A 26616-nucleotide genomic window follows, 5' to 3' on the forward strand; every position below is an offset into this window, starting at 1 on the left:
GGGGGGACCCCCATGACGGGCTGAGGGTGCCCATGCGGGCCGGCACCGAGTAGCTAAGGGGCGCGGGGCTGTGACATTGCGCGGCTCCGCCGCGGTGGGCGCGAGCCGTCGGAGCCCGGGTGCCCTACAGGGGTGCGGGGCTGTGACATTGCGCGGCTCCGCCGCGGTGGGCGCGAGCCGTCGGAGCCCGGGTGCCCTACAGGGGTGCGGGGCTGTGACATCGCGCGGCTCCGCCGCGGTGGGCGCGAGCCGTCGGAGCCCGCGTGCCCTACAGGGGTGCGGGGCTGTGACATCGCGCGGCTCCGCCGCGGCGGGCGCGACCCGTCGGAGCCCGGGTGCCCTACAAGGGCGCGGGGCTGTGACATTACGCGGCTCCGCCGCGGTGGGCGCGAGCCGTCGGAGCCCGGGTGCCCTACAGGGGCGCGGGGAACTGCGCGGGACGCGGGCACGGTCCGCAGACGGAAGCGGGGTTAGGGGCGCGGGGAACTGCGCGAGCAAGCCGGCACGGTCCGCAGACGGAAGCGGGGTTCAGGGGCGCGGGGAACTGCGAGGGCAGGCGCCACCGGCACGCACACGAAGGCGGACCGGGGCATCGGGGGCGCCGGGGAAGCGAAAACCCCGCCCGCCCCGCAGGGACCCCGGTGGCAGACTGGGCCGCATGTCCATTCACGAGAACCTCCTCGGCGGCCCCGCCCCCACCCTCCTCCCCGACGACCCGGAGCCGCGCGAGCTGCTCGCCGGCGGAACCGCCCCCGCCGACGTCGCCGCGAAGTACCCCACGTCCTCCCTCGCCTGGGCGCAGCTCGCCGACGACGCGTTCGACGCCGGCCGCACCGTCGAGTCGTACGCCTACGCCCGTACCGGCTACCACCGCGGCCTCGACTCGCTGCGCCGCGCCGGCTGGAAGGGCCACGGCCCGGTGCCGTTCGAGCACGAGCCCAACCGCGGCTTCCTGCGCGCCCTGCACGCCCTCGCCCGCGCCGCGCAGGCGATCGGTGAGGACGCCGAGTACGAGCGCTGCACGACCTTCCTGCGGGACTCCTCGCCGCTCGCCGCCGACACCCTGGGCTGATCGCTCCCGGTCGAGTCCGGTTCAACCCCGGTCGAACCTCCGTCGAGAGGGAACGTCAGGGCCGTCCCCGGCATCTGTATGTCTGACACGGACGGTCCTGGCACCCGCGATCACGTCGATCACGTCGATCACGTCGATCACGTCGATCACGTCGATCACGTCGATCACGTCGATCACGTCGATCACGTCGATCACGTCGATCACGTCGATCACGTCGATCACGACGATCACGACGCATCGCGCGCGCCCGACCGCATCGACAGGCTGGCGCAGAGGCCCCATTCCTCTCCCCCCAACTCCAGCCGGGGACAAGGGGAGAGCTCTGTTTTGGGCAAGCGAGGCGCCCGCAGCAACGCGAGTAGATCAGGTGCGACCGGCCGGACCGGCCACGGCCACCCATACGACCGGCGCGGAAGCGGGCGCGGACAAGCGCGCCCCCGCACCCGCACCTCCACCCGAGCCCTCCTCGTCGTCGGCTCCCTGATCGCCGTCGCCCTGGCCGGCGGAGTCGCCCTCGCCGAGTGGCCCGGCCGCGGCGACGGGACCGCCACGGAGCCCGGCAACATCGCGGCCAGTCCCATGGAGCAGGTCTCCCCGAAGCCCGTGGAGGCCGTGCCGGTCGAGCCCCCGGCGTCGCCGGGGCCGGGCGGGTCGGGCGGCCCCGGGGCCGTCGATGTGCCGAGGTCCGGGCCCGGCACGTTCAGCATCGCCAAGGCGTCCGGCAAGGTCGTCGGCACCGGCGGACCGCTGCGCCGCTACCAGGTGCAGGTCGAGGACGGGGCGGACGTCTCCGCCGAGCAGGCCGCCATCGGCATCCAGGCCATCCTGTCCGACCCCCGCAGCTGGGCCGCGCACGGCAAGGGCCGCTTCCAGCTGGTGGCGACCGGCGCCGACGTCGTCATCAAGATCGCCACCCCGAAGACCACCGACAAGCTGTGCGCCGCCGTCGGTGACACCGGTGGAGAGCTGAACTGCGAGGTCGGCGGCGGTGTCGTCGTGAACCTGAAACGCTGGGTGACCGGGTCGCCGCAGTACGACGGGCCGCCCGCCGAGTACCGCCACCTCATCATCAACCACGAGATAGGCCATTTGATCGGCTACCACCAGCACATGGCGTGCCCGGGTGCCGGCAAGCCCGCCCCGGTGATGATGCAGCAGATCAAGGGCCTCAACGGCTGTACGTCCAATGCCTGGCCGTACACCGCCAAGGGGGCGTTCGTCTCGGGGCCCTCGGTGCCCTGACGAGGCGGGCGGAGGCGTGCTTATGATGCCGGTGGGGACCGGGGCTCCGACGCCGACCAAGGAAGGGGCGGACCGCTACCCGGACACATCGAGGAGACAGCGATGTCATCAAAGATGTCCGAACCGGTGACGCCGCCCGAACAGGGCGACCAGCCGGAGACCCCGAATCTGGACTTCGCGGGCACCACACCGTACGAGGACTACGTCCAGGCGGATGTCCTCACCCACCTCCAGCAGCTGCGCTCGGACGACCCGGGCGAGATGGTCTTCCTGGTCACCACCCAGGTCATGGAGCTGTGGTTCACGGTCATCGTGCACGAGTGGGAGACCGCGTCGCGGGCGCTGCGCGCGGACCGGGTGCCGGTCGCGGTCGACGCCCTGAAGCGCTCGGTACGGGAGCTCGAGGCCCTGAACGCCTCGTGGACGCCGCTGGCGCAGCTGACCCCGGCCCAGTTCAACTCCTACCGGTCCGCGCTCGGCGAGGGCTCCGGGTTCCAGTCGGCGATGTACCGGCGGATGGAGTTCCTGCTCGGTGACAAGTCCGCCTCCATGCTGGTGCCGCACCGCGGCGCCCCCCGCGTGCACGCCGAGCTGGAGAAGGCGCTGGGCGAGCCGAGCCTGTACGACGAGGTGCTCGCGCTGCTCGCGCGCCGCGGGTACGCGATTCCCACCGCCGTCCTCCAGCGCGACCTGACCCGCAAACACGAGCCGTCCGCCGAGGTCGAAGCGGTCTGGACCGAGCTGTACACGGGCGATCAGAACGCTGAACTGGTGCGCCTGGGAGAGGCGTTGACGGATGTCGGCGAGCTGGTGTGGCGCTGGCGCAACGACCACCTCGTGGCGACCCGCCGCGCGATGGGAGCCAAGTCGGGCACCGGAGGCTCGGCGGGCGTGGCGTGGCTGGAGAAGCGCGCCTCCAAGAACGTGTTCCCCGAGCTGTGGACGGCGCGCAGCCATGTCTGACGCACTGGCCGGCAAGGCCGCGGCGCTCGACGCCGCCGACGAACTCGCCCGCCACCGCGATCTGTTCGACCTCGACGACGGCGTGGTCTACCTCGACGGCAACTCGCTCGGGGCGCTGCCCCGGCACGTGCCGGCTCGTATGCAGGACGTCATCACCCGCGAGTGGGGCCGGCTGCGCATCCGCTCCTGGGAGGAGAGCGGCTGGTGGAGCGCGCCGGAACGCATCGGCGACCGCATCGCGCCGCTCGTCGGCGCGGACCCCGGCACCGTCGTGGTCGGCGACTCCACGAGCGTGAACGTGTTCAAGGCACTGGTGGGCGCGGTGCGTCTGGCCGGGAACGACGGGGACGGCCCCGAGGGCGGCCGGGCCCCCGAGGGCGGCCGGGACGAGATCCTTGTCGACGCCTCCACGTTCCCCACCGACGGCTACGTGGCCGAGTCGGCCGCACGCATGACGGGCCACCGCGTCCGCGCCTTGGCGCCCGCCGAGATCCCGGCCGCCCTCGGCCCGCGCACGGCCGCGGTCCTGGTCAACCACGTGGACTACCGCACCGGCCGCCTGAACGACCTGCCGGGCATCACCGCGGAGGTCCACGCGGCCGGCGCCCTCGCGGTGTGGGACCTGTGCCACAGCGCGGGCGCGCTCCCGGTCGGCCTCCGCGAGCACGGCGTCGACTTCGCGATCGGCTGCACCTACAAGTATCTGAACGGCGGCCCCGGTTCACCGGCGTACCTGTATGTGCGCGGCGACCACCAGGCCCGCTTCGACACCCCGCTGCCCGGCTGGAACTCGCACGAGGACCCGTTCGGGATGCGGGCGGCGTACGCGCCGGGCGAGGGCGCGGTCCGTGGCCGCGTCGGCACCCCGGACATCCTGTCGATGCTGGCCCTGGAGTCGGCGCTCGACGTGTGGGACGGCGTCTCCGTCGAGGCGGTGCGCGAGAAGTCCCTCGCCCTGACGGACTTCTTCCTGGAGTGCGTCGCGGCGTACGTCCCCGCGGGCCGGGTCACCTCGGTGACCCCGGCGGCCGCCGCGGAACGGGGCAGCCAGGTCTCCCTCGGCTGCGAGAAGGCGGGCGAGGTGATGCGCGCCCTGACCGAGCGCGGTGTGGTGGGCGACTTCCGCCGCCCCGACGTCCTGCGCTTCGGTTTCACCCCGCTGTACGTGGGCTTCGCCGACGCGCGGCGGGCCGCGGTGGAACTCGCGGCGCTGCTGAGCTGAGCCGACCGGCCCGCAGGGGCGCCCCGGACGCCCTGGTAGCGTCCGGGGCACCCGGGTGATCAACCGGCTTGGCCTGGCGAAAGGTTGGGGAATGACGGATCCCGCAGAGCGTGACGCGGCCGAAGAGGCCTCCGCCTTCTCCCACCCCGCCGTCGCCCCCGACGCCACCGCCGCCTACGGCGACCACCCCGACCAGATCGTCGACTTCTACGCCCCGAGGGGTGCGGGCACCGGCGCCCCGCCGGTCGCCCCGCTGGTCGTCCTGTTGCACGGTGGCGCCTGGCGCGCACCGTACGACCGTACGCACCTCACCCCGCTCGCGGACTTCCTGGCCCGGCGCGGATTCGCCGTCGCCAACGTGGAGTACCGGCGCGGGAGTCTGCTGCCGCAGCAGGGCGGCGACGGTCCGGTCGCCGGGCGCTGGCCCGACACGTTCGACGACGTGGCGGCCGCCCTGGACGCGATTCCGCTGCTCGTACGGGACGCCGTGCCGCAGGCCGACCCGCGCCGCACCGTCCTCGCCGGGCACTCGGCGGGCGGTCAGCTCGTGCTGTGGGCCTCGGCCCGGCACGTCCTTCCGCCCGGCTCCCCGTGGCGCACCCCGGGCCCCGCCGCCCTGCGGGGCGTCGTGGCCCTCGCCCCGATCGCCGATTTCGCGACCGCGGTGGAACGGGAGGTGTGCTCGGGAGCCGTACTCCAACTCCTCGGTGAGGGCGGCGAGTTGGGGGAGAGGGCCGCGCACGCCGATCCGGCCGTGTTGCTGCCGACGGGGATCGCCACGACCGTCGTACAGGGCCGCGAGGACATCGTCGTGCCGCAGGCCGTGGCGGAGGCGTACGTGGACGCCGCGGCTCGGGCGGGCGAGACGGTGGGCCTGACCCTGCTGGACGACGTCGGCCACTTCCCGCTCATCGACCCCGCGGCCGACGCGTGCGCGGTGGTGGCGGAGGAGATCGCCCAGCTCGCGTACTAGCCCACGGACTCGCCGGACGCACCCTGCCGGAAGGCGGGTTCGCCGAACGCACCCTGCTGGAAGGCGAGTTCGGCGAATCGCTCGCCCATGCGCCGGTGGGTCGCCGCGTCCGGATGCAGGGCGTCGGGCAGCGGCAGCTCGGCCGCGTCCCGCGTCCCGTACAGGGAACGGCCGTCCAGGTGGTGCAGGTGGGGGTCGTCCGCCGCGCGCGCCGACACGATGGCGGCCAGTTCGTCCCTGATGACACCGAGAGTGAGCTTCCCGGCCGCGCGCTCCGCCGGGTCGCCCGTCGCCCGGAACCTCACCTGCCCGGCGGCAAGCGCAGGGAGGTCCATCGCGCAGGGCCCCGGGGTGTCCTCGTGGATGGGACACAGGATGGGCGAGATCACCAGGAGCGGGGTGGCCGGATGGCCCTCGCGGATCGTGTCGAGGAACCCGTGCACCGCCGGGGTGAACACGCGCAGGCGCATCCCGTCCAGATTGACCAGGTTGATGCCGATCTTGACGCTGATCAGATCCGCCGGGGTGTCCCGCATGGCCCGTGCGGTGAACGGGTCGAGCAGCGCGCCACCGCCGAAGCCCAGGTTGACCAGGTCGACACCGCCGAGGCGGGCCGCGAGGGCGGGCCAGATGGTGCTGGGGCTCGCGGCGTTGGAGCCGTGGCTGATCGAACTGCCGTGGTGCAGCCACACCCTGCGGCCCCGGTCGGGGACCGGCTCGACCGGGGCGTCGGTGCGCAGCGCGACGAGTTCGGTCCTCTCGTTGTGCGGCAGCCAGATCTCGACGTCCTTGGCCTCGGGGGACAGCCCGGCGAAGCGCAGGGTGCCGGGCTCGCCCGGCCGGTGCTCGGTGGTTCCGGCGGCCATGTCGATGGTGAGCGTATGGCCGTCGGCCACACTGCCCCGGCCGGCCGGGTGGCCGTCGACGAGCAGGTCGTACACCCCGTCCGGGCGGGCCGGGGCGCCGACGTACACCTGCTTGGTGGGGAGGGTGTCCAGCTCGATGGCGGTGGCCCGGCTGCGGAAGGCGAGGCGTACACCGGAGGGCTGGGCCTCGGCCATGAGCAGCTGCGCGTCGGCGCCCCGGGCGCGTGCGCGGGCGGGCAGCCGGTGCGGCAGCACGCCGTGCCCGGTGTTCTCCAACTCGACGGCGCCGCGCAGGAGTTCGGCGGTGATGGGGGTGGACACGGGGTGGGCGCTCATGACGCGGGCCAGTTGCGCAGCAGGGCGTCGAGCGCGTCCAGGGTGCGCTCCCAGGTTTCCTGGGTGTCGGGGGCGCTGTGGCTGAACCCACCACCCATCTCCAGGCTGATGTAGCCGTGGAAGACACTGCCGAGCAGGCGCACCGCGTGGGTCTGGTCGGGCTCGGTGAGGTCGTAGCCGCGCAGGATCGCACGGGTCATGCGGGCGTGCCGGCCGCCCGCGCTCGCGGCCGCCGCCTCCGGGTCGAGACGCAGCTGGGCGGCGGCGTAGCGGCCGGGGTGTGCGCGGGCGTAGTCGCGGTAGACGTTGCCGAGGGCGGCCAGGGCGTCCTTGCCGGAGCGGCCGGCCACCGCGTCGGCGGCCAGGTCCGCGAGTTCCTCCAGGCCGAGCAGGGCGAGCCGGGTCTTGAGGTCCTGGGAGTTCTTGACGTGCGAGTACAGGCTCGCGACCTTCACGTCGAACCGCCGGGCCAGCGCCGAGACGGTCACCTGCTCGAAGCCGACCTCGTCTGCCAGCTCGGCGCCCGCCCGCACCAGCCGCTCGGTGGTGAGCCCTACGCGTGCCATGCCGTTCCTCTCCTGAAACCTCGGCCGCACTGCCACTGCCACTGTCGCCGTCACAGCCGCACCCGCAGTCACAGTCGCTGCCATCTTCCTGAGGTCATTATTGATTTGCCTACAGCATTTAGGCAAATTACCGTGGCATTCATGAAGCCGCTGACCGAACAAGACATCCGTGCCGCCTTCGTGAACTGCACCAAGGGCGAGGCCAAGCGCCTGTCCGTGCCGCACGACCTGGCCGGGCGGCCCTGGGACGACCTGGACTACCTCGGCTGGCGCGACCCGCAGGCACCCGACCGCGGCTACCTCGTCGTGGAGCTCGACGGCCGCCCGCAGGGCCTCGCGCTGCGCTGCTCCGGCTCGGTCTCGGGCCGGCAGCGGCGCAGCATGTGCTCGATGTGCCTGACCACCCACTCCGGTGCGGTCTCGCTGATGGTCGCGCCGAAGGCGGGCAAGCCCGGCAAGCAGGGGAACTCGGTGGGCGCCTACATCTGCTCCGACCTGGACTGCTCGCTCTACGTGCGCGGCAAGAAGGACCCGGGCCCCGGATCGCGGTTGCACGAGACGCTCACGGTGGAGGAGAAGATCGGGCGGACGGTGCAGAACATCGCGGCGTTCGTCGCGAAGGTGACCGCGGGCGCGTGACGAGCGCCGGCGCGTAAGGGCGGGCGCGTGAGGGACCGGTGCGCGGCGTAGTCCCTGAGGCGGACCCCGCAGGATCCCCATCGCGCCGGACGCCCGCGCTCGGCCCGCCGCCTACCGTGGTGGTGTGAACAAGACGACGGCCAGGCCCCGGCAGGGGAGCGGCACCAGAGCAGCGGGCGGCGGAGCCGGGCGCGAGCACGGGCACGCGCCCGAATTCCGGCTGGCGATGGATGCGTACGGCGGGCTGCGCGGGGACCTGTTCCACGACGCGTTCGCCTACCGGCCGCTTCGGCCCCTGCGGCCGCGGGACGGGAGCGCCCGCAGGGGCGCGATGCGCGAGGCGGTGGCGTGGCTGCCGCACGCGGCGATCTGTTTCCTCGCGTTCGTCACGCTGCTGCTCGGCTACTCCCGCAGCATGGACGGGTTCTGGGGAAGCCGCGCACTGCTGCTGGCCGGACTGATGGTGACGGTGCCGGTGCTGATGACGCTCGTACGCCCCATCGGCGCGTTCTGGCTCTCGTGCGTGGTGATCGTCATCACCGGGATGCTGGGGGACCACGGCAGCATGAGCCCGTGGACGCCCGGCACCGTGTTCATGCACCTGAGCGTCCTCGTCGTCGTGGCGCTGCGCACCCGGCCCCGGGTCGCGGGCTGGATGTGGGTGGTCACCTTCGCCGTCAGCATGGTCATGAGCACTCTGCGCGGCCGCTCCGACCCCCTGGGCAGCGTGCAGATGGCGATCTTCTACGGCACGGTCCTGCTCGTCATCTCCGTCGTGCACATCCGCAAGGACGCCGAGCGGCAGGTCAGCGCGGAGAAGTCGGTCACCGCGGTCGAGCGGGACAGGCGGACGGTCCTGGAGGAGCGCACCAACATCGCCCGCGAGCTGCACGATGTGGTGGCGCACCACATGTCGGTCGTCGCCATCCAGGCCGAGGCCGCGCCCTACCGGGTGGACAACCCGCCGCCCGAGCTCGCCCAGGCCTTCGCCACGATCCGCGAGAACGCGGTGGCCGCGCTCACCGAACTGCGCCGGGTGCTCGGTGTCGTACGCGCCGAGGACTACGAGGCGCCGGACGCCCCCCAGCCCACCCTCGCCGACCTCGACGGCCTCCTCGCCAATGTCCGCGAGGCCGGGCTGCCCGTGGAGAAGGTCATCACCGGCGCGGTACGCGAACTCCCGCAGGGCGTCGAGCTGTCGGCGTACCGGATCATCCAGGAGGCGCTCAGCAACACCCTGCGGCACGCGCCGGGGTCGGGGGCGCGGGTGGAGATCGGGTACGTCCTGGGCGGGCTCGGCCTGCGGATCCTCAACGGACGCGCCACCGCGGAGGCAGGCCCCTCGCAGGGTTCCGGGCACGGGCTCACGGGCATGGCGGAGCGGGTGTCGATGCTCGGCGGCGCGATGACCGCGGAGCGGACGGCCGAGGGCGGCTACGAGGTCACCGTCTTCATCCCGGTCGCCCCGACCGGACCGGCCGAGCGGTCCGAGCGGTCCGGGGTGTCCGAGGCGTCCGGGGTGTCCGGGGTGTCCGGGGCGGAGTCCACCGTGGACCTCGCCAAGGGAGCGGGACACGGGACGGCGCACGGGACGGGGGAGCGGGCGTGACGATCAAGGTCCTCATCGTCGACGACCAGATGATGGTGCGCGAGGGATTCTCCGTACTGCTCGGCGCGCAGCCGGACATCGAGGTCGTCGGTGAGGCGGTCGACGGCCGCGAGGCGGTGGCCCAGGTGCAGGCGCTCCGCCCCGACGTGGTCCTGATGGACATCCGCATGCCCCACATGAACGGCATCGAGGCGACGCGGGAGATCGTCGCGGCGGACGACTCGTCGAAGGTGCTCGTCCTGACCACGTTCGACCTCGACGAGTACGTGTACCAGGCGCTGCGGGCCGGTGCGTCCGGCTTCCTCCTGAAGGACGCATCCGCGCGTCAACTCGCCGAGGGGGTAAGGGTGGTGGCGTCCGGGGAGGCGCTGCTCGCGCCCTCGGTGACGCGGCGCCTGATCAACGAGTTCGCGCGGGTCCTGCCGGCGCAGCGGGGTGGCTCCGCCGGGGTGGGGCAGGTGGAGGAGCTCACGGATCGTGAGACGGAGGTGCTCGTCCTGATCGCTCAGGGGTTGTCCAACCAGGAGATCGCGGAGCGGCTGGTTGTGGCGGAGTCGACGATCAAGACGCACGTCAGTCGGGTGCTGGTGAAACTTGGTCTCCGTGACCGTACGCAGGCGGCGGTCTACGCCTACGAAACCCGCCTGGTAACCCCGTCCTGACCCCAACCCCCCGGGGCTCCGCCCCAGACCTCGTATCGCGCCTTAGGGGTCATCTCATGTGGATGAGTGGGCTGTCGGCTGTCGGCTGTCGGCTGTGGCGGGGGCGGAGCCGCCGGGCCGGGTTCGCCGTCCGGGCGGCGGGCGCAAGCGGGTGGCCGAGGTGGATCCAAAACTGCGGCCCGCGCTGGTGGCGCTGGTCGAGCCGGACATGCGTGGGGATCCGATATCGCCACCGAGATGGACGACGAAGTCCCCCCGCGGACCCGCCGACCAGCTCACCGGGCAGGGCCAGCGCATCTCGGCGGACACCGTCGCGACCTGCTGCGGGAAGAGGGATCCGGCCTCCAGGCCAACGCCAAGACCCTCAAGTGAATCCGAGCGGGCTCATCTCGACCGGCCAGGTGGTCGAGAACCGGCAGCGGCTCACTGCGTGGGCTCGCGATTGTAGAGCTTCTTGGCCCACATGTAGCCCCCCAGGGCGATCAGGGCGCACCAGCCGACGGCGAGAATCGCGTTGTTGCCGATCGGTGTGCCCATCAGCAGCCCGCGCAGGGTCTCGATGAACGGGGTGAACGGCTGGTAGTCGGCGAACCATCTGAGCCCGGCGGGCATCGAGTCGGTGGGGACGAATCCACTGCCCATCATCGGCAGGATCATCAGTGGCGTCAGCATGTTGCTCGCGGTCGCGACGCTCTTGGCCATCAGGGCCAGCGCGACCGACAGCCAGGTGAGCGCGAGGATGATCAGCACGAGCACGCCGATCACGCCGAGCCATCGACCGAAGTCCGCGGTGGGCTCGAAGCCCACCAGCAGGGCGGCGCCGGTCACGATGGTCATGCTCAGCAGCGTCTGGGCCAGGCTGCCCAGCACGTGGCCGGTGAGCACCGAGACCCGGGCGATGGCCATGGTGCGGAACCGGGCGACGATGCCCTCGGTCATGTCAATGGCCACCGAGATCGCGGTGCCCTGGGCCGCGGTGGCCGCGGTCATCAGGATGACGCCGGGGACGACGTAGTTCACGTAGGTGTCCCGGCCGCCCGACGGCCCGCCGAGACCGCTGCCGAGGATGCCGCCGAGAACGTAGACGAACAGCAGCAGGAAGACCACTGGGACCCCAGCGGCGGTGAGGGTGAGCGTCGGGTACCGCAGCATGTGCCGCAACTGGCGACGCAGCATGGTCGCCGAGTCGGTGAAGGCCTGGCCGGCGGTGCTCATCGGGCGGGCTCCTGTTCCGTGACGGGGTTGCCCGTCAGTGCGAAGAAGACATCGTCGAGATCGGGGGTGTGGACCTGGAGTTCATCCACGGTCAGCGAGGCGCGGTCGAGCCAGTCAAGGAGTGCGCGCAGCGACCGGACGTCGCCCCGGTCGGCAATCTGAAGAGTGAGTGACTCATCGTTGCGGGACACCACGTCCAGGGTCCGGGCCGCGTAGGCGTGGCCGTGGGCGTCGGCGAAGCGCAGGGTGATGTGGCCGCCGCCGACCTGCCGCTTGAGATCCTCTGCCGTGCCCTGGGCGACGATCTTTCCCTGGTGCAACACCGCGATGCGGTCGGCGAGTTGGTCGGCCTCTTCGAGGTACTGCGTGGTGAGGAAGATCGTGACGCCTTCGTCGGTGACCAGGCCGCGGATGATCTCCCACATGGTCCGCCTGCTGCGCGGGTCCAGCCCGGTGGTCGGCTCGTCGAGGAAGATCACCCGCGGTCGGCCGACCAGGGTCATCGCGAGGTCCAGCCGGCGGCGCATCCCGCCGGAGTACGTCACCGCGGGCTTGCGGGCCGCGTCCATCAGGTCGAATCGCGCCAGCAGTTCGGTGGCGCGATTCCGCCGTTCCCTCCGGGGCAGGCGGTGCAGGTCGGCCATCAGCAGCAGGTTCTCCTCGCCGGTGAGGAAGCCGTCGATCGCGGAGAACTGGCCGGTGACGCCGATCGCGGCACGGACCGCGTCCGGATCACGGACCACGTCGTGGCCGGCGACCCGCATCTCCCCGGCGTCGGCGCGGATGAGCGTGGACAGGATCTGCACCGTCGTCGTCTTGCCCGCGCCGTTCGGCCCGAGTAGCGCGAAGACCGAACCTGCGGGGATGTCCAGGTCGATGCCGCTCAGCACCACGTGGTCGCCGTACGCCTTGCGTACCGCGGCCGCCGAGAGTGCTGGGGGACCGAGATTGGTGGTCATGGGTTCCGCTTCCGTCGTTGAGCTCCGACTGATCTTCACGTCTCGACAATAGTTGCGTTGCATATGCCAATTCGTCAATCGTATCCACGTCAAGCAACGGCATAACTCCAGGTGGGAAAGGCAAATCGTTGCATGGTCGGTGCCATCTAATGCAACGGAGAGCGTTGCATTAAGCTGGTTCGGACATCGAACAAGGGAGGACACCTGGATGCCCGGCGACCGACTCACGCTCCAGGACCGTCAGCGGATCGCCGCTGGGCTGCACGAGGGGCTGACCTACGCCGCCATCGGCCGCCGCACCGGGCGGCCGACCTCGACCATCACCCGCGAGGTGATGCGCAATGGCGGGCCGCGCGGCTACCACGCCGAGGCGGCGCACCAAGCGGGCGCGGGCCGGGCGCGTCAGCACAGGCCCCCTGCGCCGGTGACCTCTCCGGGAACGGCCGGCCTGGGCGGGCGCGATCCACGGATCGTGGACGAGGTGGGCGCGCAGAGCGTGGAGCTGATGATTCAGGCCGGGCTTCCGCAGATGATGGCCAAGGTGCTCGCCGCGCTGTTCACCACCGACAGCGGCAGCCTCACCTCCGCGGACCTCGTTCGACGCCTGCGGATCAGTCCCGCCTCCGTCTCCAAGGCCATCGGCTACCTGGAGAACCAGGCACTCATCAAGCGCGAGCGCGATCTCCGCAGCCGGGCCGAGCGCTACGTCGTCGAAGACGACGCGGTCTTCACATCCATCATGGCCGGCGCGCGCAACCAGACCCGGATCGCCGAAGCCTGCGCGGCCGGAGCCCGGAAGCTCGGCGTCACCACCCCCGCCGGTGCCCGACTGGAGAACACGAACCAGTTCCTCCGCCACGTCATCGACGACCTGGTCCGCTCGGCCGAGCACTGGCACACGGTCTACTCCACCCACCCTCGACCGACATCCGAAACCGACTGAGCGGGCCACGCCGGCCGCAGGTCTCGCCGCATCGCCTCCGTCACGATCGTGTGAGACGTCCCGCGAACTCCCCTGAGCCTCACTGGGTCCCTGCCCTGATGTCCAAGGCCCCGGCGCCACTCGCCCGTCCCCGGAAGGTGCGTGTTTCCCGTTTCCTCTTCGGCTGCTGAACGCGGCTTGCGGGGCCAAGAGGTCGCGCAGATAGGCATGTGCTGTGCTCATGGACGGCGGTGCGGGCGTTCGTCCCAGCGGTGAGTCGTCCATGACTGTCGGATGAGGCTACGCACGGTGATGATCGTGTCGGCGAGGTCGGAGAAGGCGTCGATGACGGTGGCCCGGCGCTCGTAGCAGCGGGCGAGGCGGTGGAAGGCGTTCTGTCAGGAGTGCGTGCGCTCCACGTGCCACCTCTGGCTCGCCTGGATCGGCGCCTTCTCGCCTTTGTGCGCGATCCGGCCGTGCGGGCCGCGTTCGCCGAGCAGGGCGCGGGTCTTGTCGGAGTCGTAGCCGGCGTCCAGGTGGACGGTGATGTCGGCGGGTAACGGTCCGAGGTCGTTCAGGCGGTCCAGGGTCGGGGCGAGCAGCGGGGATTCATGTCGGTTGGCCCCGGACAGGACGCGGCCCAGCGGAATGCCGTAACCATCCGTCATGCCCGAGCGCTTCAGGCCATGCTTGCCGCGGTCGACCGTGGAACGCCCGGCCACCTCGCCGCCCCCGGGGGCTTGGGTGATGGCGCCGTCGACGGCGATCTGGTCCAAGACGAGGCCGACGATTCGGTCGTAGGACTCCAGCGCGATGTTCTTGAGCCGGGCGAAGACGCCGAGCCGGATCCACTCGTCGCGGCGGTTGCGGATCGTGGTGGCCGAACAGGTCGTGTCGGCGATCGCCTGCTAGGAGCAGCCGAACCGCAGGAGCCGCAGCAGCTTGTCGAACACGATCCGGTCCTTGATGCGCGGGCGGTGGCAGCGCAGGGGATGGTCCGGGTGATGGCGCGGCCGCTCCGGAAGCAGAGCGGCGAATTGGTCCCACAGTGGTTGGGTCGGCCATGCCGGCAGTACGGGCACCAACCTTCCAAGTGATCAAGGTATGTCAGCCTCTTGATTGAGGCCGTTGACAGGCTGCGTCGAACTCGGCCCATGCCGTCCACGCTGTCTGTGCCTCACGGGGGTGCTCGGCGGCTTGTCGACCCGGCATGGTGCATGAATGCGTGACTGCCCCGGGGGAGGGCAGGGCTTCTCGGGCTGCCCTCCCCCGGGGTGCGGTCAGGCGGACTCGGTGGGAAGGCCCGCCTCCACCCAGTCCTGGATGCCCTCACGGTACTTGCGGACATTGGTGTATCCGAGAGCGGTGAGCCGGTCGGCGACCTGTCCACTGTTGGGGCACGCCGGGTTGGAGCAGTAGGTGACGATCGCTGCGTCGCGGTCGGGGAGCAGGGCGGACGCCTGGGCCTCCACGTCGGCCAGGACCAGTTCGAGTGCGCCAGGAAGGTGCTGCTTGGCGTAGTACTCGCCGCCCAGAGTGTCGACGACGGTCACACTGCCCGCGTCCGTGGCTGCCTTCAGCTCGTCTCGTGTGATGAGTGCGGTCATGCCCCTACCTTTCAAGAATCGGACTATAGTCCGGTTGTGGCTCACGACAATAACGGACCGCAGTCCGATTCCGCAATGCTGCTGGAACTCCTGCGCACCCCGCCGCCCAAAGAGCAAGAACGCTCGGCACGCAACCGTGCCGCCGTGCTGGAGGCGGCCGCGCGGCTGTTCGCCGAGCACGGGGTGGAAGCGGTCTCCATGGACCAGGTGGCCGAGGCCGCCGGTGTCGGCAAGGGCACCCTGTACCGCCGCTTCGGCGACAAGTCCGGGCTGGCCGCCGCACTCCTTGACGCCCGAGAACGCGTACTGCAAGAGGCGATCCTGTATGGACCGCCACCGCTTGGCCCTGGAGCCGCCGCCGAGGAGCGGCTCACCGCGTTCGTCGACGCCTATGTCGACTACCTGCTGGAGAATCTGGCTCTCATCCGTACCTCGGAGACCGCCGCGGTCGGCGCCCGGTACCGGATCGGGGCCTACCGGTTCTGGCACCGCCACACAGCGATCCTGCTGGTCACCACACCCGACCCCGAACACACCGCCCACGCCTTGCTCGCCGCGCTGGCCGCCGAACACGTGGCCGCGCTCCTTCCGGAACTCGGCGAACAGCGGATCCGAGCCGGCCTCATTCGCCTCGCCCGCTCGGCGATGCAACCCCCCAGCCCGTAGGGCAGGGGCCGAGTCGTGGACCCACACCTATCCGCGCGACCTCTAAGAAGTCATCTCATTTGGTGAGTCTGCGCTAGCGGATGAGGGCGCAGGCGATGCTGGTGAAGGCGAGGAAGTGGTCGGCTGCGCGGAGCGGGCACGGTCCGCACACGAGGGCGGGGTCAAGGGGCGCGGGGAACTGTGCGCGAGGCCACGCACGGGTCCGGTGTTCCTTCAGGGCCGCCGGGCACCGGCAGCCGGCACTGCCCGACTTCAGCCAGATACTCACTCATCGCATCCCGGTTGCGGATGAGCACATCGATCCGCTCGGTGAGCCGGTCCCGCTCGGCGCCGAGCAAGGCCAGCATCTCCGGTGTCGCATCGGGAAAGTGGATCGATCGAGGTTTGTCCAGGCAGGGAAGGATCTGCTTGATGATGCGCGTGGGAAGCCCCGCATCCAGCAGCCCGCGGATCTGGTTGACCCGGTCCACGTAGCGGTCGTCGTACTCCCGATACCCGTTCGCGGCCCGGTCCGGGACGATCAGCCCCTGCTCCTCGTAGTAGCGGAGCAACCGGCGCGACGCACCCGTCAGTCGCGACAATTCACCGATCCTCACACCCGCCGAAACTACTCGCCGCATCCCGCCTTGACCATCACACCTATGTGAAGGTTTCACGATTCGGTCCATGACCACCACGTCTTCCGACACACAGTCCCGTACGCGACGGACCGGCCTGCCATGGCCGGCGCTGCTGGCACTGGGGACCGCCGTCTTCATCACGAGCTTGACGGAGACTCTGCCCGCGGGTGTGCTGCCCGGCATGTCGGCCTCACTGGGCACCAGTTCAGGTGCTGCCGGCCAGGCCGTCACCGTCTATGCGGGCGGTACGGCGCTGACCGCGATCCCGCTCGCCACGGCGACGGCATCCATTCCGCGGAAGCCCCTGCTGCTCGGCGCCATGGCCGTCTTCCTGGTGGCCAACACGTTGACCGCGGCCGCACCGGGATACCTCGTCCTGCTCGCGGGCCGGTTCCTCGCCGGCGTGGCCGCGGGCCTGGCCTGGGCGATCCTGGCCGGCCATGCCCGTCGTATCGCACCTGCCGGCATGGAAGGGCGCGCCATCGCGGTGGCGATGACCGGGATCCCCGTGGCGTTGTCCTTGGGAGTTCCGGCCGGCACGCTGATCGGTGAACAGGTGGGATGGCGGGCGGCGTTCGGCGCCGTCTCCCTGGTCACTCTTGCCGTCATCGGCTGGATCGGCGTGTCCGTCCCCGGCGTGGGGCAACCCGCCACCGAACAGGCCGACACCGCCACCGCACAGGCCGACACCAGCCGTTCGAACCCCGCACCGGAGCCGGCGAAGTCGCCCCTGCGGCAGACCTTGGGGGTGCCAGGCGTCGCGCCGATCATGGCCACGGTCACGGCGTTCGTCCTCGGGCACACGATGATCTACGCCTACATCGCTCCCTACCTTCAGCACCCGGGCTCGGGTCGGCGACCGATGCGGTTCTCCTTGTCTTCGGTGTCGCGTGCCTGGTGAGTATTTGGTACGTCGGGCGCCATGTCGACCGCCGGCTACGGACTCTGATGGTCACCGGCGCGGTGCTGTTCACTCTCGCCACCGCGGCTCTTGCCGTCACGACAACACACGCGATCGTGTGGGGCGCCGCTGTTCTGTGGGGCCTCGGGTGGGGTGGTGCCCCGACCTTGTTGCAAACCGCGGCCGGACAAGCCGGAATGCGGCACAGCAGTGCTGCCGCCGACACCGCGCAAGCCATCCTCGTCACCCTCTGGAACGCGGCGATGGCCCTTGGCGGCATCGTCGGTGGTCTCCTGCTGCAGAAGTCGGGCGTCACCGCGGTCGCCGTGTCGGCCGCCGCGCTCGGGGCGGTCGGCCTGCTCGTCGTCGCCGCGGCCCGACACCACACATTCCGCGACACTCACACCACGCCACGGCCCACGCCAACGCGCCCCTGAGGGCTGAAGGGAGCGGGTGTCCGGTTGCCGCACTCCCACGGCACCATCACCCACATCGAGCGGATCGCCGCAGACCGCCACCTAGCCCCGCATGGCCACGCCCGCCACCCTGCCCGGCATCGCCACGCCCGCCACCCTGCCCGGCATCGCCACGCCCGCCACCCTGCCCGGCATCGCCACGCCCGCCACCTAGCCCCGCATCGCTACGCCCGCCACCGCCGCCACGGCGATCAGCACCGCCAGGACCACGCCGACGATCCACGGCGTGACCCGGTCCCGGGACTCCGCAGTGGGCCGCACCCGAGCCCCGGGCTCCGTGCTCCGCTCCCACCACCGCACCACCCGGTGGTAGTCCGCGTAGAAGTTCGGCGCCTGATAGACGGGGTTGTGCTGCAACCCCGGCAGCGAGCGCCGCCGCCCGTTGGTGAGGAAGACGCGCACCGCGAGCGCCTTCCCCTGCTCACCCTCGGTCTCGCGCACGTCGATCCAGCGGATCTCCCGCCAGGAGTAGGTACGGCCACCCAGGCCCCAGGAGATGAATATCCCCTCCGCGCCCACCGTGCACCGGCTCCGGTACCAGGAGAAGAAGCCGAGGCCGACGCAAAGCACGCTCCCGACGAGCACGCAGTACACGCCCGCCGCACTCAGCTGGGAGTAGGACACGAGCCATTCGGCACCGATCGCCGCCACCGCGTACGCGAAGTGCCGCCACGACAGGCGGAAAGCCCCCGGTCCCCGGAAAGAGAGTTCGTCCACGGCGCGACAGTACGCCGCGCCCTTCGCGCAGGAAACGCCACCCTTGATCCGCCTCCCGCGACCCCCCATCCTCACCTCCATGACTCCCATGAATCCCATGAATCCCCCGGCCTCCAAGGACGACACACCCACCCCCTTCCGTCCTCACGACCCCGACTTCGTCGCGAACCCCTACCCCGCGTACGCCGCGCTCCGAGCCATGGGCCGGGTGCTGCACTACGCGCCGACGGGACAGTGGCTGGTGCCCCACCACGCCGACGTGTCCGCCCTGCTGCGGGACCGCCGCCTCGGTCGGAGTTACCAACACCTCTTCACGCACGAGGAGTTCGGCCGCACGCCCCCGCCCGCCGCCCACGAGCCGTTCCACACCCTCAACGACCACGGCATGCTCGACCTGGAGCCCCCGGACCACACCCGTATCCGCCGCCTCGTCTCCCAGGCGTTCACCCCGCGCACAGTGGAGCGGCTCGCCCCGACCGTGCGGCGCCTCGCCGCGCGGCTCGTGGACGACTTCGTCGCGGCGGGCGGCGGCGACCTCGTCGCCGAGGTGGCCGAACCCCTCCCCGTCGCCGTCATCGCCGAGATGCTCGGCATCCCCGACGCCGACCGCCCCCTCCTGCGCCCCTGGTCCGCCGCGATCTGCGGCATGTACGAACTCAACCCGGGCGAGGATGCCGCCGCCCGCGCCGTGCGCGCCTCACGCGAATTCAGCTCCTATCTCAGGGAGTTGATCGCCGAGCGGCGCACCGCCCCCGGCGACGACCTGATCTCCGCGCTCATCGCGGCGTACGACGACGAGGGCGGCCCCGGCCCGGACTCCCGAGCCCGTCTCACCGAACAGGAAATGATCTCCACCTGCGTCCTGCTGCTCAACGCGGGGCACGAGGCCACCGTCAACACCACCACCAACGGCTGGTGGGCCCTGCTGCGCCACCCCGAACAGCTCGCCGCGCTCCGCGCGTCGCCGGACAAGCTGCTTCCCACCGCCATCGAGGAGTTGATGCGCTACGACACCCCGCTCCAGCTCTTCGAGCGGTGGGTGCTCGAAGACATCGAGTTCGCGGGGCAGGTCCTTCCGCGCGGCAGCGAGGTGGCGCTCCTCTTCGGGTCCGCCAACCACGACCCCGCCCGGTTCGCCGACCCCGCCGCCCTCGACCTCTCCCGCGCCGAGAACCCGCACATCTCCTTCGGCGCCGGCATTCACTACTGCCTGGGTGCCCCGTTGGCCCGGCTCGAACTACAGGCGTCCTTCAGCGAGTTGCTCGCCAAGGCGCCCCGGATGAGGCTGGCCGCCGAACCGGAGCGGGGCCCCGGGTTCGTCATCCGGGGACTCAAGGAGCTCCGGGTGGAGTGCTGAGGAAGCCGGCCACGCCGTGGCCCCCGGCCCCAGCCATGCCCACCCCCGGCCGTCCTCACCCCGCATCCCTGCCGTCCTCACCCCGCATCCCTGCCGTCCTCACCCCGCACCCCGGTCGTCCTCATCCCTCCACGTCCCGCCGCCGCAACGCCCCCACCCCCGCCGCCACCAGCACGCCCGCGATCCCCGTCAGGACGAGCACGGGTGTCCATGCCATCTCCGTACCCGGCAGCTTCGGCAGGTGACCGAAGGGGGAGAGGCGCAGGACGGGGGAGGGCAGGTTCAGGGCGGGGCCGATCCAGCCGAGGGCCAGGCACAGGCCCACCACGCCGAGCGCCGCCTGCGCGAGCTTCGGGAACGCTCCGAAGAGCAGCATCGCGAGACCCGCCAGGGTCCAGATCGCGGGGAGCTGGACCAGGCACGCGGCCAGGAGCGGGCCGAACTCCCCGCCGTGGCCGACGCCCAGGCCGAGCCCTCCGGCCGCCATGACCAGGGCCGCCCCGCCGAACGCGATCACCAGATGCCCGGCCGCCCACCGGCCCCGGCCCACCGATGCCGCGAGGACCGGTTCGGCGCGCTGTGCCGTCTCCTCGCCGTGCAGCCGCAGGACGGACGACGTGGCGTACAGGGCCGCGACCATCCCGAGAAGGCCGGCGATCGCGGCGAGGAACGCGTCGGTCGGGCCCGCCTGGCCGCCCATCCGCTGGATGATCTCGCGGGTCCGCGCGTTGTCGCCGACCAGGTCCGCCGCGCCGTCCGCCATCCCGCCGAACAGCAGCCCGGCCAGGGCGAACCCGAGGGTCCAGCCGAGCACGCCGCCGCGCTGGAGGCGCCGGGCGAGTCCGTACGCCGTCGCGATGCGGCCCTCGGCGGGGCCGGGGCGCGGCGGCATGAAGCCCATCCCGAGGTCGCGCCGCCCGGCGAGAACGTACGCCGCCCCGCCCTGCACACAGGCCGCCGCCACGATCAGCAGGAGCACCCACCACCGTTCGTCGGCGTACGGGCGGACGTTCTCGGCCCAGCCGAGCGGGGAGAGCCGGTCGAGCGCCGAGGAGGCGTCGCGGGTCGCGGTGTCCCCGGCCGCTTTCAGGAGGAACGCCGCGGCGAGGACCGCGCCGGTGAGTCCCTTGGCGAGGCGGGCGCTCTCCGTCAGCTGGGCCATGACGGCCGCCGTGCCCGCGAACAGCATCCCGACCGTGCCGATCGTCAGGCCGAGCGCCGCCGAACCCGCCGTGTTTCCGGTCGACTTGGCGAGTCCCGCCGTGATGACGACGGCCACGGACGCGTTGGCGGTCAGCGCCGCGAGCAGGGCCGAGGTGAGCGGGGCGCGCCGCCCCACCATCGCCGACGACAGCAGTTCCTGGCGCCCGGTCTCCTCTTCCTCCCGTGTGTGGCGCACGACGATCAGCAGGCTCATCACCGCCGCGAGTACGCAGCCGAACCCGCCGAAGCGCCATGCGGTGAGCCCGCCCGGCGAGTCGTCGAAGACCGGACCGTACAGCGCGCGCAGCGAGCCGTTGCCGCTCATCGAGTGGGCCACCTCGGCGCGTTGGGCGGCCGTCGTGTACACCTTCTCCAGGGTGCTCGCGCCGCTGGCGACGAGCCCGCCCAGCGCGACCGCCCACACCGGGATCATCACCCGGTCGCGGCGCAGGGCCAGCCGCAACAGGGCTCCGGTGCCCGCCAGTTCGCGCCGCGACGCCGGCGCGGTCGGCAGGGGCGCGGCCACGGCGGTCATCGCTCCACCACCTCGTCCGCCCCGGTCGTCTCCGCGCCGGTGCGCCCGGTGTAGTGCCGCAGGAACAGCTCCTCCAGGGTCGGCGGGGTGGACGTCAGGGACCGTACGCCGGACTCCGTGAACGAGCGCAGCACCGCGTCCAGCTTGTCGCTCTCGACCTGGAGCCGGACCCGCCGTCCCCGGACGTCCACGTCGTGCACCCCGGGCAGCCCGGCCAACTCGCCCGGCTCGCCCGCGAGTTCCGCCGTCACGGACGTACGGGTGAGGTGGCGCAGCTCGGCGAGCGAGCCCGTTTCCACGGTCCGGCCGCGCCGGATGATGCTCACCCGGTCGCAGAGGCTCTCCACCTCGCTGAGGAGGTGCGAGGAGAGCAGGACGGTGCGGCCCCGGTCGCGTTCCTCCTTCACACACTCCTGGAAGACCTCCTCCATCAGCGGGTCGAGGCCGGAGGTCGGCTCGTCGAGGACGAGGAGATCCACGTCGGACGCGAACGCGGCGACCAGGGCGACCTTCTGGCGGTTGCCCTTGGAGTAGGTGCGGCCCTTCTTCGTGGGGTCGAGCTCGAAGCGCTCGATGAGGTCGCGGCGGCGTGACCTGTCGAGGCGGCCGCCTCTCAACCTGCCGTACAGGTCGATGACTTCGCCGCCGGAGAGGTTGCGCCACAGGGTCACGTCGCCCGGTACGTACGCGACACGGCGGTGCAGTTCGACGGCGTCCGACCACGGGTCGCGGCCGAGCAGCCGCGCGGCGCCGGAGTCGGCGCGCAGCAGCCCGAGCAGGATCCGGATGGCGGTGGACTTCCCGGCGCCGTTGGGACCGAGGAAGCCGTGCACCTCACCGGTCTCGACGGCGAGGTCGAGACCGTCCAGCGCCTGGGTGCGGCCGAACGACTTGTGCAGTCCGGCGACCGTGATTGCCTTCGTCATGCTTTTGAACGTACGGTATTTTCACGAAGTTGTGAAGCTAAGGAAGGGTATGAAGGAGCGGATAGGGTCGGACCATGAGCAGCGAGGACACGGAACAGACATCGCAGAGGGGGCGAAAGGTGCCGGAGGTGCCGGTGGGGCGGGACGAGGATGCGGTGGGGCGGTTCGTCGAACGGTTCGCCTCCGAGCTGGCCGAGGCGGGCATGCAGCGGATGGCGGCGCGGGTGTTCGCGGCGCTGCTCGTCTCCGAGTCGGGCGCGATGACCTCGGCCGAGCTGGCCTCGGCGCTCCGGATCAGCCCGGCGGCGGTCTCGGGTGCGGTGCGCTATCTCGCGCAGGTCGACATGGTCGGCCGCGAGCGCGAGCCGGGTTCGCGGCGCGACCGGTACGTGCTGCACAACGAGCTCTGGTACGAGACCTTCACCAACCGCGACCGGGTCCTGACCCGCTGGGAGCAGGTCATGGCGGACGGCGTGGCGAGTGCGGGGGGGCCGGGGACGGCGGCGGGGGCGCGGATGGCGGAGACGGCGGAGTTCTTCGCCTTCCTGCACGGCGAACTGTCCCAGCTGATGGCCCGCTGGCGCGCCCACCGCACCACCCTGGACCTCCCGCCGCTGTAGCCCCCTGGCCCTCCTGGCTCCCTTGTCTCTCTTGTCTCTCCTGGCGGGTTTGGCTGGTCGCACAGGTCCCCGCGCCCCTGTAGGGCACCCGGTGACGGCCCGCATGGACAGCCTCAGCCCGCCCGCCCGGGGCCGGACAGGCCCTAGGTCGGCAGGACCAGCTCCCACGCCCCCGCCAGCGCCGTCCACGTACGCGTACGCACCGGCCCCCCCACCACCGCATCCGCCCGATAGCGAAATCCCCCCACCGGCCCGGAAATCGTCACCGCGCGAGCCGCCGCACGGGCCCGCTCCCCGGTGCGGCCGTGCACCACCACCTGGGCGAGCCCGTCGGCGGAGGCCACCGACACCCCCGCCACCGGCTGGTCCAGGTCACTCAGGAGCACCCCGTCCGCCTCCACCCGCAGCCGGAGCGCCATGGACGCGGCCACCGGCGCCGGCGCCCCCACCAGGGTGCGGACGAGGGAGCGGGCCGTGCCCCACACCGTCGGCGACGCGGGCCGCGCGCGCACCGGGATCGGCGCGGGCACGCGCAGCGCTCCGAGCACCACCTGGTCGCAGTCGTCGGCCAGCAGGTCGAGCCGGCGCCCCGCACCCTCCAGGACGGCCCGCGCCGCCGCCACCGCGCCCATGGGCACCCCGAGCGAGCGGGCCAGCCGCAGCGAGTCCGCCGCGCCCACCGGGACCATCGCCAGCGCACCCCGGTCGAGCTCACGCTCGCGGTGCAGCAGGGTCACCGTGCGTAGCAGCGCCCGGTCGTCGCCGACCACCACGGTGCGCCGGCCGCCCCGGCGGGCCAGCGCCCTTGCGAACTCCTCCGGCCCCTGTGGCCAGCAAATCTTCGCCTGTGCTCCCGCACACAGCACATCTTTCGCGATCCGTACGGACTCGCCGTCAATACGGCGGGCGACCGGGTCGATGAGCACGACGAGCTGGTGCGCAGCCGACACCTCGGTCCTTCCTCGGGTAGCATCTTTGTGCAAGAGCCCCTTGCGCTATTGCGCCAGGGGCTTCGTCTATTCCGGGGCAACCGGTTCAACGGATCAGGCCCATGGTGTACGCACCCATGTATGGAGCGCGTATGCCCCTGACCTTGGACATGCCCCGCCCGGAAGGGGTGTACGCCTGTGCCCGCACTTGTGCTGCTCGGTGCTCAGTGGGGTGACGAGGGCAAGGGAAAGGCCACCGACCTCCTCGGTGGTTCCGTTGACTATGTGGTGCGTTACCAGGGCGGCAACAATGCCGGCCACACGGTCGTCGTAGGCGACCAGAAGTACGCACTGCATCTTCTCCCTTCCGGGATCCTCTCACCGGGGTGCACCCCGGTGATCGGTAACGGAGTCGTCGTCGACCCGGCGGTCCTGCTCTCCGAGCTGAGCGGACTGAACGAGCGAGGCGTCGACACGTCCAAGCTCCTGATCAGCGGCAACGCTCACCTGATCACGCCGTACAACGTCACGCTCGACAAGGTCTCCGAGCGCTTCCTCGGCAAGCGCAAGATCGGTACCACCGGCCGCGGCATCGGCCCGACCTACGCGGACAAGATCAACCGCGTCGGCATCCGCGTCCAGGACCTCTACGACGAGTCGATCCTGGAGCAGAAGGTCGAGGCGGCTCTGGAGGGCAAGAACCAGCTGCTCGCCAAGGTCTACAACCGTCGCGCCATCGAGGTCGGCAAGATCGTCGAGGAGATGCTCCAGTACGCGGAGCAGCTCAAGCCGTTCGTCGCCGACACCACGCTGATCCTCAACAAGGCGCTCGACGACGACAAGGTCGTGCTCTTCGAGGGCGGCCAGGGCACCCTGCTCGACGTGGACCACGGCACGTATCCCTTCGTCACCTCCTCGAACCCGACCGCGGGCGGCGCCTGCACGGGTGCGGGCGTGGGCCCGACGAAGATCAGCCGCGTGATCGGCATCCTCAAGGCGTACACGACCCGCGTCGGCGCGGGACCGTTCCCGACCGAGCTGTTCGACGAGGACGGCGAGGCGCTGCGCCGCATCGGCGGCGAGCGCGGCGTCACCACCGGCCGTGACCGCCGCTGCGGCTGGTTCGACGCGCCGATCGCCCGCTACGCGACCCGCGTGAACGGCCTCACCGACTTCTTCCTCACCAAGCTGGACGTGCTGACCGGCTGGGAGGAGATCCCGGTGTGTGTCGCGTACGAGATCGACGGCAAGCGCGTCGAGGAACTCCCGTACTCCCAGACCGACTTCCACCACGCGAAGCCGATCTACGAGAAGCTGCCGGGATGGTCCGAGGACATCACCAAGGCCAAGACCTTCGACGAGCTGCCGAAGAACGCGAAGGCGTATGTGAAGGCCCTGGAGGAGATGTCCGGTGCGCCGATCTCCGCGATCGGCGTCGGCCCCGGCCGTACCGAGACCATCGAGATCAACTCCTTCATCTAGGAGCCCGATGAACGGGGCCCCGTGAGCGGGCCGGGCCCCGATGAGCGGGACCCCGTGAGAGGGACCCGATGAGCGGGGTCCCCGGCGCCGGACGGCGGCCGGGGGCCCCGCTTCGTCGTGGGCGGACGTGGGCGGACGTGGGCGGACGCCGCCCGTGCCCCTTTCCGGATGGCGAGATCGCGACAGCTTCCCAATTGATTCCTTCGCGAAGGTATTTTATTGTCATGGGTGTTGGGGGGAGCCCAACCGCCGTATCTATGAGGGGATTTCTTATGCGAGCCATCGTTCAGCAGGCCTTCGGCGGGCCCGAGGTTCTGAAGGTCACGGAGGTCGAGCGGCCGGATCCGCTGCCCACCGAGATCCTGGTGCGGGTCAAGGCGATCGGGGTCAACCCGGTCGAGGCCATGATCCGCAGCGGCGCCTTCCCGCTGCACGGCGAGCCCCCGTTCGTCCTGGGCTGGGACGTGTCGGGTGTGGTCGAGCACGTGGTGCCGGGCACTTCGCGCTTCCGGGAGGGCGACGAGGTCTTCGGGATGCCGCTGTTCCCGCGCGCGGCCGGCGCGTACGCCGAGTTCGTCGCGGCGCCCTCGCGCCACTTCGCCCACAAGCCGTCCTCGCTGAGTCACGCGGAGGCCGCCGCGATCCCGCTGGCCGGTCTCACGGCGTGGCAGAGCCTGGTGGAGATCGCCGAAGTGGGGCCGGGGCAGCGGGTGTTGATCCACGCGGGCGGCGGCGGAGTCGGGCACCTGGCCGTCCAGATCGCCAAGGCGCGCGGCGCGTACGTCATCACCACCGCGAGCGCGGCCAAGCACACGTTCCTGAAGGAGCTCGGCGCCGATGAGGTCATCGACTACCGGATGGCCGACTTCGCCGAGACGGTCTCCGGAGTGGACACCGTCCTGGAACTGATCGGCGGCGACTACGCGGACCGCTCCCTGCGCACCCTGCGGCCCGGCGGCCTCCTGGTCACCGCGGTCGCCCGCGCGGACGCCGAACTCGCCGCGCGCACCGAGGAGTCGGGCCGCCGGTTCGCCGGAGTCTCGGTGGAGCCCGACCACGTGGGCCTCGACGCGCTGGCGGCCCTGGTGGACAAGGGCCTGCTCCGCCCGCACGTGGACCGCGTCCTGCCCCTCGAATCGGCTTACGCGGCGCATGAGTTGATCGAGGGTGGCCACGTGACGGGCAAGGTCGTACTGGAGCCCTAGCCCTACCCCTAGGACTGGGCCCTGGGGCAAGTGACCCGCGGGGCGGGCCCGGCACGGCGTCAGCCGGTGCCGGGCCCGCCCCGGGCCGGACCGGAACCGCCCCTCTCAGAGCGCCGACCTGGACGC

The 26616-nt window shown here is 71.4% G+C and carries 25 protein-coding genes and 3 pseudogenes; 16 read left to right on the forward strand and 12 right to left on the reverse strand.

The window, feature by feature from the left end; translation table 11 throughout:
* Positions 1-658 precede the first annotated feature (658 nt).
* Positions 659-1072, forward strand: a complete 414-nt coding sequence (locus tag OG432_RS18235; protein WP_267058834.1) for a DUF3151 domain-containing protein — start codon at positions 659-661, stop codon at positions 1070-1072.
* A 21-nt stretch (positions 1073-1093) separates the two neighbouring features.
* Here the strand turns inward: OG432_RS18235 and OG432_RS18240 are convergent, their stop codons facing one another.
* Entirely contained in the window at positions 1094-1354 is a 261-nt protein-coding gene (locus OG432_RS18240) for a hypothetical protein (RefSeq protein WP_328312003.1), read from the reverse strand.
* 45 nt (positions 1355-1399) lie between these two features.
* On the opposite strand from OG432_RS18240, the gene OG432_RS18245 reads away from it, so the two are divergent.
* The 4 genes from OG432_RS18245 (at position 1400) to OG432_RS18260 (ending at position 5472) form a co-directional block, all read left to right on the forward strand.
* A complete protein-coding gene (locus OG432_RS18245) occupies positions 1400-2314 on the forward strand; it encodes a DUF3152 domain-containing protein (protein ID WP_328312004.1) in 915 nt (304 codons plus the stop codon).
* 114 nt (positions 2315-2428) lie between these two features.
* A complete protein-coding gene (locus tag OG432_RS18250) occupies positions 2429-3277 on the forward strand; it encodes a tryptophan 2,3-dioxygenase family protein (RefSeq protein ID WP_328315150.1) in 849 nt (282 codons plus the stop codon).
* Complete coding sequence (gene kynU, locus OG432_RS18255; RefSeq protein ID WP_328312005.1) at positions 3270-4499, forward strand: kynureninase; 1230 nt, start codon at positions 3270-3272, stop codon at positions 4497-4499. The genes OG432_RS18250 and kynU overlap by 8 nt, the downstream gene beginning before the upstream one ends.
* Before the next feature lie 91 nt (positions 4500-4590).
* On the forward strand, positions 4591-5472 hold the full coding sequence (locus tag OG432_RS18260) for an alpha/beta hydrolase (RefSeq protein WP_328312006.1): 882 nt from the start codon (positions 4591-4593) through the stop codon (positions 5470-5472).
* Here OG432_RS18260 and OG432_RS18265 read toward each other — a convergent pair.
* Positions 5469-6674: an SGNH/GDSL hydrolase family protein gene (locus tag OG432_RS18265; protein WP_443058409.1), complete on the reverse strand. Its 1206-nt coding sequence runs from the start codon at positions 6672-6674 to the stop codon at positions 5469-5471. The two genes, OG432_RS18260 and OG432_RS18265, sit on opposite strands and share 4 nt — an antisense overlap.
* Complete coding sequence (locus OG432_RS18270; protein ID WP_328312008.1) at positions 6671-7240, reverse strand: TetR/AcrR family transcriptional regulator; 570 nt, start codon at positions 7238-7240, stop codon at positions 6671-6673. The genes OG432_RS18265 and OG432_RS18270 overlap by 4 nt, the downstream gene beginning before the upstream one ends.
* A gap of 141 nt (positions 7241-7381) precedes the next feature.
* Here OG432_RS18270 and OG432_RS18275 point away from each other — a divergent pair, with 141 nt between their 5' ends.
* From OG432_RS18275 to OG432_RS18290, 4 genes and pseudogenes are all read left to right on the forward strand, one after another.
* On the forward strand, positions 7382-7879 hold the full coding sequence (locus OG432_RS18275) for an FBP domain-containing protein (RefSeq protein WP_328312009.1): 498 nt from the start codon (positions 7382-7384) through the stop codon (positions 7877-7879).
* 226 nt (positions 7880-8105) lie between these two features.
* Entirely contained in the window at positions 8106-9488 is a 1383-nt protein-coding gene (locus tag OG432_RS18280; protein WP_328315151.1) for a sensor histidine kinase, read from the forward strand.
* Positions 9485-10150, forward strand: a complete 666-nt coding sequence (locus OG432_RS18285) for a response regulator transcription factor (RefSeq protein ID WP_328312010.1) — start codon at positions 9485-9487, stop codon at positions 10148-10150. The genes OG432_RS18280 and OG432_RS18285 overlap by 4 nt, the downstream gene beginning before the upstream one ends.
* A gap of 97 nt (positions 10151-10247) precedes the next feature.
* Positions 10248-10519, forward strand: a pseudogene (locus tag OG432_RS18290) (ISAzo13-like element transposase-related protein); the annotation flags it as partial.
* A gap of 54 nt (positions 10520-10573) precedes the next feature.
* On the opposite strand, the gene OG432_RS18295 reads toward OG432_RS18290, so the two are convergent.
* Together OG432_RS18295 and OG432_RS18300 are read right to left on the reverse strand one after the other, a co-directional pair.
* On the reverse strand, positions 10574-11365 hold the full coding sequence (locus OG432_RS18295; RefSeq protein WP_328312011.1) for an ABC transporter permease: 792 nt from the start codon (positions 11363-11365) through the stop codon (positions 10574-10576).
* The gene (locus OG432_RS18300) at positions 11362-12324 is read right to left on the reverse strand and encodes an ATP-binding cassette domain-containing protein (RefSeq protein ID WP_328312012.1); all 963 of its coding nucleotides are present in this window, start codon (positions 12322-12324) and stop codon (positions 11362-11364) included. The genes OG432_RS18295 and OG432_RS18300 overlap by 4 nt, the downstream gene beginning before the upstream one ends.
* A 208-nt stretch (positions 12325-12532) precedes the next feature.
* Between OG432_RS18300 and OG432_RS18305 the strand changes: the two genes are divergently transcribed.
* Positions 12533-13267: a GbsR/MarR family transcriptional regulator gene (locus tag OG432_RS18305; protein ID WP_328312013.1), complete on the forward strand. Its 735-nt coding sequence runs from the start codon at positions 12533-12535 to the stop codon at positions 13265-13267.
* Positions 13268-13485: 218 nt separating this feature from the next.
* Here the strand turns inward: OG432_RS18305 and OG432_RS18310 are convergent.
* Positions 13486-14328 (reverse strand): annotated as a pseudogene (locus OG432_RS18310) (IS5 family transposase).
* A gap of 198 nt (positions 14329-14526) precedes the next feature.
* Positions 14527-14853 (reverse strand): rhodanese-like domain-containing protein, encoded by a 327-nt coding sequence (locus OG432_RS18315; protein WP_328312014.1) that lies wholly within the window; start codon positions 14851-14853, stop codon positions 14527-14529.
* Positions 14854-14889: 36 nt separating this feature from the next.
* Here OG432_RS18315 and OG432_RS18320 point away from each other — a divergent pair, with 36 nt between their 5' ends.
* Complete coding sequence (locus OG432_RS18320; protein WP_328312015.1) at positions 14890-15519, forward strand: TetR/AcrR family transcriptional regulator; 630 nt, start codon at positions 14890-14892, stop codon at positions 15517-15519.
* Between the two features lie 161 nt (positions 15520-15680).
* Here OG432_RS18320 and OG432_RS18325 read toward each other — a convergent pair whose 3' ends face one another.
* Entirely contained in the window at positions 15681-16115 is a 435-nt protein-coding gene (locus OG432_RS18325) for a MerR family transcriptional regulator (RefSeq protein ID WP_328312016.1), read from the reverse strand.
* A gap of 70 nt (positions 16116-16185) precedes the next feature.
* Here OG432_RS18325 and OG432_RS18330 point away from each other — a divergent pair.
* Positions 16186-17477: pseudogene (locus OG432_RS18330) on the forward strand (MFS transporter).
* A 189-nt stretch (positions 17478-17666) separates the two neighbouring features.
* Here OG432_RS18330 and OG432_RS18335 read toward each other — a convergent pair.
* On the reverse strand, positions 17667-18233 hold the full coding sequence (locus OG432_RS18335) for a hypothetical protein (RefSeq protein WP_328312017.1): 567 nt from the start codon (positions 18231-18233) through the stop codon (positions 17667-17669).
* A gap of 88 nt (positions 18234-18321) precedes the next feature.
* Between OG432_RS18335 and OG432_RS18340 the strand changes: the two genes are divergently transcribed.
* Positions 18322-19590: a cytochrome P450 gene (locus OG432_RS18340; protein WP_443058584.1), complete on the forward strand. Its 1269-nt coding sequence runs from the start codon at positions 18322-18324 to the stop codon at positions 19588-19590.
* 121 nt (positions 19591-19711) lie between these two features.
* On the opposite strand, the gene OG432_RS18345 is transcribed toward OG432_RS18340, so the two are convergent.
* Together OG432_RS18345 and OG432_RS18350 are read right to left on the reverse strand one after the other, a co-directional pair.
* Positions 19712-21328, reverse strand: coding sequence for an ABC transporter permease (locus OG432_RS18345; RefSeq protein ID WP_328312018.1), 1617 nt, complete (start codon positions 21326-21328; stop codon positions 19712-19714).
* A complete protein-coding gene (locus OG432_RS18350) occupies positions 21325-22254 on the reverse strand; it encodes an ABC transporter ATP-binding protein (protein WP_328312019.1) in 930 nt (309 codons plus the stop codon). Before OG432_RS18350 ends, OG432_RS18345 begins: the two co-directional genes overlap by 4 nt.
* A 74-nt stretch (positions 22255-22328) precedes the next feature.
* Between OG432_RS18350 and OG432_RS18355 the strand changes: the two genes are divergently transcribed.
* Positions 22329-22874 (forward strand): GbsR/MarR family transcriptional regulator, encoded by a 546-nt coding sequence (locus OG432_RS18355; protein WP_328312020.1) that lies wholly within the window; start codon positions 22329-22331, stop codon positions 22872-22874.
* 143 nt (positions 22875-23017) lie between these two features.
* Here the strand turns inward: OG432_RS18355 and OG432_RS18360 are convergent, their stop codons facing one another.
* Positions 23018-23824, reverse strand: a complete 807-nt coding sequence (locus OG432_RS18360) for a diacylglycerol kinase (RefSeq protein ID WP_328312022.1) — start codon at positions 23822-23824, stop codon at positions 23018-23020.
* Between the two features lie 177 nt (positions 23825-24001).
* On the opposite strand from OG432_RS18360, the gene OG432_RS18365 reads away from it, so the two are divergent.
* Together OG432_RS18365 and OG432_RS18370 are read left to right on the forward strand one after the other, a co-directional pair.
* Positions 24002-25285 (forward strand): adenylosuccinate synthase, encoded by a 1284-nt coding sequence (locus tag OG432_RS18365; RefSeq protein ID WP_328312023.1) that lies wholly within the window; start codon positions 24002-24004, stop codon positions 25283-25285.
* 272 nt (positions 25286-25557) lie between these two features.
* Positions 25558-26490 carry an NADP-dependent oxidoreductase gene (locus OG432_RS18370; protein ID WP_328312024.1) on the forward strand — a complete coding sequence of 311 codons (933 nt, stop codon included), beginning with the start codon at positions 25558-25560 and terminating at the stop codon, positions 26488-26490.
* The last annotated feature ends 126 nt before the right edge of the window (positions 26491-26616 follow it).

This window comes from Streptomyces sp. NBC_00442 (genome assembly GCF_036014195.1).
GTDB lineage: Bacteria > Actinomycetota > Actinomycetes > Streptomycetales > Streptomycetaceae > Streptomyces.

Coding starts and splice junctions, on each gene's coding strand:
- OG432_RS18265 (WP_443058409.1), bottom strand. CDS start 6,674: ATGAGCGCCCACCCCGTGTCCACCCCCATCACCGCCGAACTCCTGCGC.
- OG432_RS18280 (WP_328315151.1), top strand. CDS start 8,106: ATGGATGCGTACGGCGGGCTGCGCGGGGACCTGTTCCACGACGCGTTC.
- OG432_RS18240 (WP_328312003.1), bottom strand. CDS start 1,354: ATGGGGCCTCTGCGCCAGCCTGTCGATGCGGTCGGGCGCGCGCGATGC.
- OG432_RS18300 (WP_328312012.1), bottom strand. CDS start 12,324: ATGACCACCAATCTCGGTCCCCCAGCACTCTCGGCGGCCGCGGTACGC.
- OG432_RS18235 (WP_267058834.1), top strand. CDS start 659: ATGTCCATTCACGAGAACCTCCTCGGCGGCCCCGCCCCCACCCTCCTC.
- OG432_RS18315 (WP_328312014.1), bottom strand. CDS start 14,853: ATGACCGCACTCATCACACGAGACGAGCTGAAGGCAGCCACGGACGCG.
- OG432_RS18340 (WP_443058584.1), top strand. CDS start 18,322: ATGAATCCCATGAATCCCCCGGCCTCCAAGGACGACACACCCACCCCC.
- OG432_RS18370 (WP_328312024.1), top strand. CDS start 25,558: ATGCGAGCCATCGTTCAGCAGGCCTTCGGCGGGCCCGAGGTTCTGAAG.
- OG432_RS18275 (WP_328312009.1), top strand. CDS start 7,382: ATGAAGCCGCTGACCGAACAAGACATCCGTGCCGCCTTCGTGAACTGC.
- OG432_RS18250 (WP_328315150.1), top strand. CDS start 2,429: ATGTCCGAACCGGTGACGCCGCCCGAACAGGGCGACCAGCCGGAGACC.
- kynU (WP_328312005.1), top strand. CDS start 3,270: ATGTCTGACGCACTGGCCGGCAAGGCCGCGGCGCTCGACGCCGCCGAC.
- OG432_RS18345 (WP_328312018.1), bottom strand. CDS start 21,328: ATGACCGCCGTGGCCGCGCCCCTGCCGACCGCGCCGGCGTCGCGGCGC.
- OG432_RS18295 (WP_328312011.1), bottom strand. CDS start 11,365: ATGAGCACCGCCGGCCAGGCCTTCACCGACTCGGCGACCATGCTGCGT.
- OG432_RS18355 (WP_328312020.1), top strand. CDS start 22,329: ATGAGCAGCGAGGACACGGAACAGACATCGCAGAGGGGGCGAAAGGTG.
- OG432_RS18270 (WP_328312008.1), bottom strand. CDS start 7,240: ATGGCACGCGTAGGGCTCACCACCGAGCGGCTGGTGCGGGCGGGCGCC.
- OG432_RS18260 (WP_328312006.1), top strand. CDS start 4,591: ATGACGGATCCCGCAGAGCGTGACGCGGCCGAAGAGGCCTCCGCCTTC.
- OG432_RS18350 (WP_328312019.1), bottom strand. CDS start 22,254: ATGACGAAGGCAATCACGGTCGCCGGACTGCACAAGTCGTTCGGCCGC.
- OG432_RS18305 (WP_328312013.1), top strand. CDS start 12,533: ATGCCCGGCGACCGACTCACGCTCCAGGACCGTCAGCGGATCGCCGCT.